Consider the following 10,680-nt stretch of genomic DNA (forward strand, 5'->3'; position numbering starts at 1 on the left):
GCCGCGCAGAGCGGAGGGCTAGTCTCGCCGCGATAAATTGCGCGGGCTAGCGCGTGAGCTCACGAGCGCGGAGCATGGCGACGCTCACGTTCGCCGCCCCTCAGGACAGCGCTGACCGCGCCGGAGCAATCACGGAGTCGACGATCGCTTCGATAGCGAATTCCGATGCTCGGCCGAGGTCGACGGTCTTGGGGTCGAGGAGCCACTGCACTTGCAGCCCGTCCATCACCGCTAAAATGCTGGCGGATGCGAGGTCGATCTTTTCTTTCGACTTGATTCCGCGCTCGGCGCACACAATCTTAAAGGCGTCGGAGACCGCACCGCGCAGCACTTCATACCGCTTTTCGAAGAAGTCGCGCCCGGGGTGATCGTCGGTCACCGACTCCGCAGACAGCACAGCATAGGCCTGAACGATACCCGGGCGGCCCTCATTGATAAACGCCGTGCGAACTAGGTGGCGGAAAAGTGCGATCCCGTCCGGGATATGTTGCTCTTCGAGATCAGCAACGTCTGTCTCATCGCGGAGGGCAAGCACTTCGAGAAGAAGTTTGTCCTTTGAACCGAAGTGATGCAGGATTCCGGCGTGAGTCATGCCCACTTCGTCGGCAATCTCTTGCAGCGTTCCGCCGGTAAAGCCCTTGTTGCCAAAGATTTCGACCGCGGCATCGAGGATGTCACGGCGCCGAGCGAGCGTCTCAGGCCGGGAACGGGGTGGCCGCCGATTAACTGCCATGGTTCGCCTCCCCCTTTAGCTGCTTTCCGGATGAAAGTATATCTGCACACGAGCATCGAGATCGACTAAACGGATGCTTGCTTAACTTACTTACTTGATTGTAAGGTAAACCCGCACTCAGTTCGACGCCGTCGTCGTCCTTCGGACACGCCCGGCGTCATACACTCACACGCACAGGGTCGTGCGCCCACACGAAGGAGAATAGCAATGAGGCTAAGAACATCCATCGGTGCCATCGGCATCGCGGCGGCGCTGGCGCTGACCGGCTGCGCCACGAGCGCCGGCGATAGCGTTAGCGGTAGCGGCGCGGCACTCACAATCGCAAAGCCAGACGGCGCGATCACCACCGAATCCCACAACCCCTACTTAGGCGACTCGTCAGCGTCGAAGTATGGCTATGCCAAAGTCATTTTCGAAACTCTGGCTCTCGTCAACCCGACAGGTGACCTCAGCACTACCCCGTGGCTCGCGGAGTCCGTGGAGTGGAACGACGACTACACCGAGCTGACTGTCGTGCCCCGCAGCGGCGTGACCTGGAGTGATGGCACCGCCTTTACCGGCGACGACATCGTGTTCACGTTTGACCAGTTCCTCAACGGTACGCTCGCCGACACCAGCGGCCTCAAGTACGAGGGTGCGACTGTCGACGGAGACGCCATCACGCTCACGTTCGGCGACTCGAAGTATGTCGCGCAGGCTCGCGTTCTGCACACCCCCATAGTGCCCAAGCACATCTGGGAGAACATCGAAGACCCCAACACTGACCCGCTCACCGAAGAAGGTCTCGCTGTCGGCACCGGTCCCTACGTTCTCGACAACTGGTCGACGGAATCTGTCACCCTCACGGCGAACCCGAATTACTGGGGCGGCGACCTTGCGGTGCCGGAACTGCACTACGTTTCGTACGGCGACAACGCAGCCCTCACCACCGCGCTCGTCTCTGGCGAAGCCGACTGGGCGCAGGCGTTCATCCCACAAATCGAGGCGAGCTACCTAGCCGCGGATGAGGCGAATCATTTCCTCGTGTCGCCCACCGCGGGAGCAGGCACCCTGTTCATGAACCTTCAGACGAAGCCGTTCAATGACCCGGCTCTCCGCGAAGCGTTGGCATGGACTATTGATCGTCAGGCCTACGTCGACATTGCGCGTGAAGGAGCGAGCGAGGCGATTTGGAGCGTGACCGGGCTGAGCGATCTTCTCGAGAATGAAATCCTGCCCGAGTACAGCGGCCAGAATTACAAGGTCGACGTCGATAAAGCGAAGCAAATCCTTACGGATGCCGGCTACACCTGGCAAAACGACAGTCTGATCGACCCTGATGGCGAGGCCGTCTCGTTCTCGATCTCGGTTCCTGCTGGCTGGAGCGACTGGAACACTGAGCAGGCTTTGATCGCTGAAGAACTGAGCGAAGGCCTCGGCATCGATGTCAACGTTGACCAGCCTGACTGGGGCGGCTGGGACGCCGCGCGTCAAGAAGGAACGTTCCAGGCGATCATCCATTGGCTCGAGGACACGGGCAATGCATATGGCCTGTACACCTCGACCATGGACACCAAGTGGATCGTCGATGATCGCGCTCAGTTCAACTTCGGACGATTCGACGACTCCGCGGTCACTGAAGCGTTGAACACCTACGCGAACACCGCTTCCGACGATGAGCGAACGGCTGCTCTCGAGGTTATCCAGAAAGCCTTCGTAGACAACGTTCCCGCGATTCCGCTCGGGGCGCACCCGCTCCTCGGCGAATACAACACCCGGAACTACGTTGGGTTCCCCACCGAGGACGATCAGTACGCGTCAGCGGATCCGACTCAACCGGGAATTGTGCAGATCCTTGCGAAGCTGACACCAACTAGTTAGCTAACGGGCTAACAACTCCACCGCTGGCGGGGCAGTGCGGCTATCGCACTCGCCCCGCCAGCCAGCCAACCAGCAGGAATAAGTCGTCAGGCGCTACACACCAAGCGCTAGGCACCAAGAAAGCGAGCATGAACCAATGGGAGAATCCCTGCTTTCCGTCAGAGACTTCTCGGTCGTCTACGACGTCGATCCGCCCGTGGAGGCCGTTACCAACGTCAACATTGACCTTCGTCGCGGCGAGATCCTCGGGCTGGCCGGCGAGAGCGGATGCGGCAAGACCACCCTTGCCTACGGGGTCCAGAGACTACTCAAAGCCCCCGCGGTAATTACCAGCGGTTCCGTCGTCTTCCACGACTCGTCGGGCGAGGACATTGAGATCAACGCGCTAGACCCCGAAGACATGCGCCGGTTTCGTTGGGACAAGATCTCTATGGTGTTCCAGGGCGCCATGAACTCTCTCAACCCCGTAGCGACGATCGGATCACAGCTCGAAGACGTTTTCGAGGTCCACCGGCCGACACACACCAAAGCGGAGCGACGCACCGCGGTTAGTGAACTGCTTGAGATCGTCAAAGTTGGCGTACAGCGGTACCGCTCCTTTCCCCACGAGCTGTCCGGCGGTATGCGCCAGCGCGTAATGATCGCTATGGCACTCGCCCTCCGCCCGCAGCTGATGGTGATGGATGAGCCGACCACAGCACTCGATGTGCTCGTGCAGCGCGAGATTCTGCGTCAAATTTCTGCTTTGCGCCATGAATTCGGCTTCTCTGTCATCTTCATCACACATGACCTCCCCCTTCTCCTCGAAATCAGCGATCGCATCGCGATCATGCGAGACGGCGAGATCGTTGAGCTCGACACGGCAGAGCAAATCTGGACTAATCCGCAAAACGATTACACAAAGTCACTACTGGCATCCTTCCCGCGCCTCACCGGTGAGAAAGGCCTGGTTTCGCGATGAGCCTTCTCGAATTCGATGCTGTCACCAAGATTTACTCTGTACGGGGCGCCGGCCAGATTAAGGCGCTGGATGATGTGAGCTTTACGCTCCAGTCCGGCCACACAACCGGGCTTGTCGGCCAGTCAGGAAGCGGCAAGTCGACAATCGCGAAGATTCTCACTCAACTCGAAACGCCAACGACCGGCGAGGTGCGTTTGGGGGGAAAGCCGATCCCCCGTCGCGGGAAGGGTCTTCGCTCCTACCGCCAGCAGCTGCGTATGGTCTTCCAAGATCCGTTCGCCTCGCTCAACCCGTACCACTCGATCGGTTACCACATCCAGCGTCCGCTTCAGCTCGACAATGTCGTGCCGAAGGAACAGCTCGACGACGAAGTGCGACGCCTTCTCGGCCGCGTGCACCTTGAGCCAAACACCGTCATCGACCGACGGCCCCACGAACTTTCCGGAGGCCAGCGGCAGCGCGTTGCCATTGCCCGCGCGCTTGCTTCTCGGCCACAGTTCCTCGTCGCCGATGAACCAGTCTCGATGCTCGATGTGTCAATCCGTCTCGGGGTGCTCAACTTGCTCGCCGATCTTCAACGCGAAGAGGGCCTCGGGGTGCTGTACATCACCCACGATCTGGCGACCGCTCGCCACTTCAGCGACGAGATTATCGTGCTCAACCAGGGTCGGGTGGTCGAACGCGGAGCCGCCGATGACGTCATACTTCGCCCGCAAAACCCCTACACACAAAGGCTTCGTGCGGCATCCCCCGATCCCGATAGGCACTTCGGGTCGGCAACCGGCATTCTCGGAGGAACCCAGTGACCGCTATCCAGCCTCAGCCTTTCACCGACGATTCTGACAGCGTCGATGCTGACACCACCCCCACGAACGCCGTCAAGGGACACTCGCGTATCCCCTGGAGGTTCCTCGGCGGCCGCGCGCTGTTCTACCTCTTCACGCTATGGGCCGCGATCACGATCAATTTTTTCCTGCCCCGCATGATGAAGGGCGACGCGGTCACCCAATACCTCGCCCGAAACCGCAACGTCACTCCCGAGGCCGCCGAGGCGCTGCGCTCGCTCCTCGGCCTCGACACCGATAAATCACTTCTGCAGCAGTATGTGGAGTACCTAGGTCTTCTGCTTCGCGGCGATCTCGGAGTCTCGCTGCTGCACGGCCTGCGCCCCGTCACTGAAGTCATCAGTCAATCCCTCCCCTGGACTCTGGGTCTCGTAGGCTTCGCGACCCTCATCTCTTTCGCGATCGGAACCATTGGCGGCGCGATTGTCGGATGGCGACGCGGGAGCAAGCTCGATGCCCTCATTCCCATCACCACATTCCTGAGCACCATCCCTTACTTCTGGCTTGGCCTACTCGCAATCGCCCTCTTCTCGGTGAACCTCGGCTGGTTCCCGATCGGCAAGGCATACGGTGTCGGGATCTCGCCGGAGCTCTCGTTCGAGTTCATCGGCCAAGTGATCCATCACGGAACCTTGCCAGCGCTCACCATCGTCATCGCGTCACTGGGCGGATGGATGCTCGGCATGCGCAACATGATGCTCACCGTGCTCGATGAGGACTATGTCATGGTGGCGCAGGCCAAGGGAATGCCGAACAGCCGAGTGCTCTGGGGATATGCGGCACGCAATGCTGTGCTCCCCCAGATTCAGAGCTTTGCCTTATCGATCGGATTCATAGTCGGCGGCACGATCGTGATGGAGGTGGTGTTCAGCTACCCGGGGCTGGGCAAACTGCTCCTCGATGCCACCAATGCGAAGGACTACGCGCTCATGCAGGGTGTCTTCCTCGTGATCACTCTCTCAGTGTTGCTGGCGAATGTGCTCGCAGACATTGCCTACGCATTCCTTGACCCGCGCACGCGTCAGACGGAGGACTGAGCCATGAAAACAAGTGTGAACGATACCTCGACCAGCCGCCCGGCGTGGACTCCAGAAACTGCGCTAATCAATACACTCCACAAGCGCCGCGGTGGCTACGGTCCCGAGAAGCCAACGTTCTGGACGAAGCTGGGTTCAGCCTTTGCGATGTTCCGTAACGGCAAATCGATCGCGGGACTGTCGATCCTCGGCTTTTTCGTACTCGTGGCAATTTTCGCTGATGTGCTGGCGCCATATTCGCCCACAGCCATCGACAACACCGCTCGCTTTCAACCCCCGTCCGCGGCGCACTGGTTGGGCACCACCCACATCGGCGAGGATGTGTTGAGTCAAGTAATCCACGGCACTCGTGGTGTCATCGTTGTGGGCTTTCTTGCTGCAATCATCGCCACCACGATCGCGATTATCGTCGGAGTTATCTCTGGCTACGTACGAGGCTGGCGCAGCGAGGGACTCTCTGCTCTCACGAATGTCTTCCTTGTGATCCCGGGGTTGCCGCTCATCATCATCGTTGCATCGATGTTCGATGATCCACCTTTGATCCTGATCGCTGCGGTACTTGGTGTCATCGGATGGGCGTGGGGCGCGCGGGTGTTGCGCGCCCAGACGATGTCTCTGCGCAATCGCGATTTCATTCAAGCAGCCCGCGCCAACGGCGAGCCGCTCCACCGAATCATCCTGGTCGAAATGCTTCCCAACCTCATGGCGCTTATCGCTGCGAGCTTCGTGGGGACCGTGACCGCGGCGATCCTCGGGCTCACGACTCTGTCGTACATCGGGGTTATCCCTGTCACAACCTACAACTGGGGCACGATTCTCAACTGGGCAGGTGCCCAAGGCGCGTTTCGCCAAGATCAGTGGTGGTGGTACATGCCTCCGGGACTCTGCATCGCGGCCATCGGCGTCGCCCTGTCGCTGATCAATTTCGGTATCGACGAATACGTCAACCCACGATTGAGGTCTGCCGGAGAACGGGCACGGGCAATGAAGAAGAAGGGCCTGAACGTCAACGACACTGTGACAGCCGTTCGGCCAGCGACAACAGCATCACCATCAGCATCACTAACGACGGAGAACTCGTGACCGGCACCAACACCACCGCCCCCCTCTACCGCGACCCGACAAGTACCGTCGACGACAGAGTCCTCGACCTCCTCTCGCGAATGACCGTTGAGGAGAAAGTCGGGCAGATGATGCAGCTCGACGCGCGCGAGGACCTACCGGAACAAGTACTGCGTCAACACGTGGGGTCGATCTTGCACGCGTCGCCTGAACGCCTCGCGATCGCGCACGAGCTTGTCGCCCAGACCCGGCTTCAGATCCCGCTCATCGTCGGCGAGGACTGCATCCATGGCCACTCGTTTTTCGAAGGCGCCACTATTTTCCCAACTCAACTCGGAATGGCGGCGTCGTGGGATCCCGACCTGCTCGAGCGTGTCGCGCGGGCTACCGCTAAAGAGGTCGCTGCCACCGGCGTGCACTGGACCTTTTCGCCTGTGTTGTGTATCGCTCGCGACCTGCGCTGGGGGCGCATCAACGAGACCTTTGGCGAGGACCCCTTCCTCATCGGAGAACTCGCTTCGGCTATGGTGCGGGGATATCAAGGCGATGGCCCCCAAGACAGCACAGCCATCCTCGCGACCGCCAAACACTTTGCCGGATACTCTGAAACTCAAGGTGGGCGCGACGCCAGCGAAGCTGACATTTCCCGGCGCAAGCTCCGCTCCTGGTTCCTTCCGCCATTCGAACGAGTGGCAAAGGAAGGCTGCCGCACTTTCATGCTGGGATATCAGACGACCGACGGCGTGCCAATTACAATCAACGATTGGCTTCTCAACGATGTACTGCGCGGCGAATGGGGCTACACCGGAACCCTCATCACCGACTGGGACAACGTCGGACGCATGGTCTGGGAACAGCAGGTTCAACCGGATTACGCACACGCCGCAGCCGCAGCAGTAAAGGCCGGCAACGACATGGTCATGACAACTCCCGGGTTCTTCCACGGTGCTCTCGAGGCCATCGAACGAGGTCTGCTCGTCGAGGAAGATCTCGACCCTGCGGTCTCGCGCATCTTGCGCCTGAAATTCGAGTTCGGGCTTTTCGAGAATCCCCGACACCCCGATGCCAGCCGGATCGACACGGTTCTCGCAAGCGAACCGCACCGTACCCTCAATCGTGAGACTGCCCGTCGCTCGCTCGTTCTCCTGCGCAACGACGGCACACTCCCCCTCCTCAACGCGACGGATGAGGATGCCCCCGCCCACACGGAGGCAACGCCGCGTCGAGTGGCGGTAGTCGGACCTCTCGCTGATGACGCGCAAACGCAGCTCGGCGACTGGGCTGGCTCATCGGGGCAGGCGGACTGGCTGCCGAACGGACACCCCCGCGACATGATCACGACCACTCTCGATGGTCTACGCCTCGCTTGCCCCGCTGATTGGACCATCGACTACGCAGAGGGGGCCAACATACTGACGCTCGACGATGATCCTGAGGGTGCATTTTTCCCTGATGGTCAGCCACGCCCGCCGTTAGTGGTGCCCTGCCCGCCAGATGAAAAGATGATCGCCGCCGCGGTCTCCGCGGCACGCCAGAGCGACGTCGCCGTAGTGGTCGTCGGGGACAGAATCGAACTAGTCGGCGAAGGCCGCTCGACCGCGACCCTTGAACTCATTGGTGGCCAGAACGCGCTCATCGATGCGATCGCGGAAACAGGGACGCCCTTTGTTCTCGTTCTTCTCGCCTCGAAACCCCTCGTGCTACCACCGTCGGCTGATCGCGCGGCTGCTCTGCTGTGGGCCGCAAACCCCGGCATGGAGGGTGGTCAGGCAATCGCCGAAGTGCTCCTCGGGATCGTCGAGCCGAGCGGACGCCTTCCCATTTCTTTCGCGCGTCACGCCGGGCAACAGCCCACCTACTACAACCAGATCCGCGGGCAACATGGAAACCGTTACGCTGACCTCACCCAGAGCCCCGCATATGCATTCGGAGAGGGACTCTCCTATACGACGGTCAAATACGACAACCTTCGGATCATCGGGGACGAATACGGCCTCGACGGCACCGTTCAGGCAGAGGTGACAGTGACAAATACCGGTACCCGACCGACCCGCGAGGTTGTTCAGGTATACATCCGCGACCAAGTCACATCCGTGAGCTGGGCAGACAAGGAGCTCAAGACTTACCGCCTCGTCGACCTCAACCCAGGCGAGTCGCAGGCGGTCTCGATCGAACTCGACGTTGCCGACTGCACCCTTGTAGATGCCAACGCGACGCGTCGCGTCGAACCCGGAACCTTTGAATTGCTCGTCGGGCCCTCGTCGCGCAACGAAGTGCTCCTCGCGGCCCCGTTCTCCGTCCTCGCATCCGTATAGGAACCGGTGACGACCCCCGACTCTGGAGATACGGCGAACCAGAAGGGATTCCTCGACTTCGGCCGCTGATTGCGCGCTCCGTTCCTTCAAGGAAAACTGACCTTATAGCCCACTATCCCTATACTGGGCGACACAACCGACCTCCCCAGCGGGATCCGCGTAGACAAGGTTCTAACCCGTGACCACATTCACGATTGCTCGAATATATGGCGTACAAGAGAATGCCGACGCCTACAGAATTCTCGTCGACAGACTCTGGCCGCGCGGCATTACACAGACAGACGCTGCGCTCGACGAATGGTGCAAAGACCTGGCGCCTACTTCGGAACTACGAAAGTGGTGGAACCACGATCCGGAATCCCTGAACGAATTCGCCGACCGCTATCGTGCGGAGCTCGACGACAACGTCCTGCTCCCCGACATCCTGAGTCGACTAACCACGCATGCGCACGTCACACTGCTCTATGGGGCTAAAGATCCTCACGTAAACCACGCTGTGATTCTAGGCGACTACCTTGCCGAGCACTCCTGAGCGGATCTGGGCCCGTGCACGGTTCTGCACTCGGCACCCCGAAACGACGGATCTCTGCGACATCATCGCCGGAACCGCACGACAAACTACTGCGGGAGAAGAAACGCCCCGCAACAATGGACGCAGCGGCTAGCGCCACAGCGATCGCCTAGAGAAGCCAGCAGCTAGCGGCTAGCGCGGCATGAGTTAGCCACGCAGCAGCAGCATGCCAGCAAGCACAGATGCTGCGGCGATAAGCAGCGAAATACCGAGCAGCACAGCGTGCACACGGTAGAACGCGGTGGCCTTTCCCGCGGTGTCGCGCGCGCGGGGGTCAGCGCTGACGCGCTTGAAGAACCGCGGCCATGCGACGACATTGAACAACGCGCTAATAAACAGAATGATTGCGGCAAACAGCTCCATGATGTTCTCAGCCTACGCCGCGCTCGAGGGCCGTTGCGCCATCCCTCCGAACCAACCTGCGAGACAATGGGTGGATGCTCGAGTACACGTTACGCGGAGGCCCCGGCGCCAGCGCCGAAGCCGGACTCGAAGTCAAACGCTCACGCTTCCTCTGCCACATAGTCCGAGTCGACAACGAAGCGGATGCTCGAGACGTCATCGAACAGGCGCGTAAAACGCATTGGGACGCCCGGCACCACTGCTCGGCGTTTGTGCTCGGCTCTTCGACAGAGGCCGATCAGGTCCGCCGATCAAACGATGATGGTGAGCCGTCCGGAACCGCCGGGCGCCCCATTCTCGACGTGATCACTGGTCGCAACCTCGTTGATTGCGTTGCGGTGGTGACACGCTATTTCGGCGGCACCCTCTTGGGCACCGGTGGTCTTATTCGCGCCTACTCGGATGCCACGGCACTCGCCGTCGATGACTTACGGGCACAGAAGCGCCTTGTGCTTCGAGAACGTCGTGAGCTATTTCAGCTGGCGCTCCCCCATGCGGATGCCGGCCGGGTTGAGTCTGAGCTGCGCCAACACGGCGTCACGGTAGTCGGCACCGAATACGGCAGCGCAGCGGTGATGACGTTGGCGGCAGACCCTGGCGACGAATCAGCGCTGGCCGAGCGGGTTGCCGGCATCACGTCGGGTGCGCGATCGCTGGAGCCTGTCGGCTCCGAGTGGGTAGACGCGGAGCTCCGTTAGCCCAGCGCTGGATGTCTGTCCACTCGACGCCGAGCTCCGATCGAACGAAAACTGCACCCGGCGGTGGACCGAGATTGTCCGGTGGGTGGTTAACGCAAAATAGCCACACCCCGAAGGGTGTGGCTATTTTACAATTGAAGTCCGGCGGTGTCCTACTCTCCCACAAGGTCCCCCTTGCAGTACCATCGGCGCAGAG

The 10,680-nt window shown here is 60.5% G+C and carries 10 protein-coding genes; 8 read left to right on the top strand and 2 right to left on the bottom strand.

Annotated features, from left to right (window positions below; all coding sequences use genetic code 11):
• Window positions 1-100: 100 nt before the first annotated feature.
• Complete coding sequence (locus tag I6E81_RS14120) at window positions 101-733, bottom strand: TetR/AcrR family transcriptional regulator (RefSeq protein WP_197109003.1); 633 nt, start codon at window positions 731-733, stop codon at window positions 101-103.
• Between the two features lie 207 nt (window positions 734-940).
• On the opposite strand from I6E81_RS14120, the gene I6E81_RS14125 reads away from it, so the two are divergent.
• From I6E81_RS14125 to I6E81_RS14155, 7 genes are all read left to right on the top strand, one after another.
• Window positions 941-2,593 carry an ABC transporter substrate-binding protein gene (locus tag I6E81_RS14125; RefSeq protein ID WP_197109004.1) on the top strand — a complete coding sequence of 551 codons (1,653 nt, stop codon included), beginning with the start codon at window positions 941-943 and terminating at the stop codon, window positions 2,591-2,593.
• 136 nt (window positions 2,594-2,729) lie between these two features.
• Entirely contained in the window at window positions 2,730-3,554 is an 825-nt protein-coding gene (locus I6E81_RS14130) for an ABC transporter ATP-binding protein (protein ID WP_197109005.1), read from the top strand.
• Window positions 3,551-4,360: an ABC transporter ATP-binding protein gene (locus I6E81_RS14135; protein ID WP_197109006.1), complete on the top strand. Its 810-nt coding sequence runs from the start codon at window positions 3,551-3,553 to the stop codon at window positions 4,358-4,360. The genes I6E81_RS14130 and I6E81_RS14135 overlap by 4 nt, the downstream gene beginning before the upstream one ends.
• On the top strand, window positions 4,357-5,436 hold the full coding sequence (locus I6E81_RS14140; RefSeq protein ID WP_197109007.1) for an ABC transporter permease: 1,080 nt from the start codon (window positions 4,357-4,359) through the stop codon (window positions 5,434-5,436). The genes I6E81_RS14135 and I6E81_RS14140 overlap by 4 nt, the downstream gene beginning before the upstream one ends.
• 147 nt (window positions 5,437-5,583) lie before the next feature.
• Complete coding sequence (locus tag I6E81_RS14145; protein WP_231600222.1) at window positions 5,584-6,519, top strand: ABC transporter permease; 936 nt, start codon at window positions 5,584-5,586, stop codon at window positions 6,517-6,519.
• Window positions 6,516-8,813, top strand: coding sequence for a glycoside hydrolase family 3 N-terminal domain-containing protein (locus tag I6E81_RS14150; protein WP_307784018.1), 2,298 nt, complete (start codon window positions 6,516-6,518; stop codon window positions 8,811-8,813). The genes I6E81_RS14145 and I6E81_RS14150 overlap by 4 nt, the downstream gene beginning before the upstream one ends.
• A gap of 178 nt (window positions 8,814-8,991) precedes the next feature.
• On the top strand, window positions 8,992-9,345 hold the full coding sequence (locus I6E81_RS14155) for a DUF488 domain-containing protein (protein WP_197109008.1): 354 nt from the start codon (window positions 8,992-8,994) through the stop codon (window positions 9,343-9,345).
• A gap of 186 nt (window positions 9,346-9,531) precedes the next feature.
• On the opposite strand, the gene I6E81_RS14160 is transcribed toward I6E81_RS14155, so the two are convergent.
• On the bottom strand, window positions 9,532-9,747 hold the full coding sequence (locus I6E81_RS14160; RefSeq protein WP_197109009.1) for an SCO4848 family membrane protein: 216 nt from the start codon (window positions 9,745-9,747) through the stop codon (window positions 9,532-9,534).
• Between the two features lie 74 nt (window positions 9,748-9,821).
• On the opposite strand from I6E81_RS14160, the gene I6E81_RS14165 reads away from it, so the two are divergent.
• A complete protein-coding gene (locus tag I6E81_RS14165) occupies window positions 9,822-10,484 on the top strand; it encodes a YigZ family protein (RefSeq protein ID WP_197109010.1) in 663 nt (220 codons plus the stop codon).
• Window positions 10,485-10,680: the final 196 nt, after the last annotated feature.

This window comes from Salinibacterium sp. NG22 (assembly GCF_015864925.1).
GTDB lineage: Bacteria > Actinomycetota > Actinomycetes > Actinomycetales > Microbacteriaceae > Rhodoglobus.

Bases quoted from the DNA above. Each gene is read 5' to 3' on its own strand.
- I6E81_RS14120 (WP_197109003.1), bottom strand. From the start codon at position 733: ATGGCAGTTAATCGGCGGCCACCCCGTTCCCGGCCTGAGACGCTCGCT.
- I6E81_RS14125 (WP_197109004.1), top strand. From the start codon at position 941: ATGAGGCTAAGAACATCCATCGGTGCCATCGGCATCGCGGCGGCGCTG.
- I6E81_RS14130 (WP_197109005.1), top strand. From the start codon at position 2,730: ATGGGAGAATCCCTGCTTTCCGTCAGAGACTTCTCGGTCGTCTACGAC.
- I6E81_RS14135 (WP_197109006.1), top strand. From the start codon at position 3,551: ATGAGCCTTCTCGAATTCGATGCTGTCACCAAGATTTACTCTGTACGG.
- I6E81_RS14145 (WP_231600222.1), top strand. From the start codon at position 5,584: ATGTTCCGTAACGGCAAATCGATCGCGGGACTGTCGATCCTCGGCTTT.
- I6E81_RS14160 (WP_197109009.1), bottom strand. From the start codon at position 9,747: ATGGAGCTGTTTGCCGCAATCATTCTGTTTATTAGCGCGTTGTTCAAT.
- I6E81_RS14165 (WP_197109010.1), top strand. From the start codon at position 9,822: ATGCTCGAGTACACGTTACGCGGAGGCCCCGGCGCCAGCGCCGAAGCC.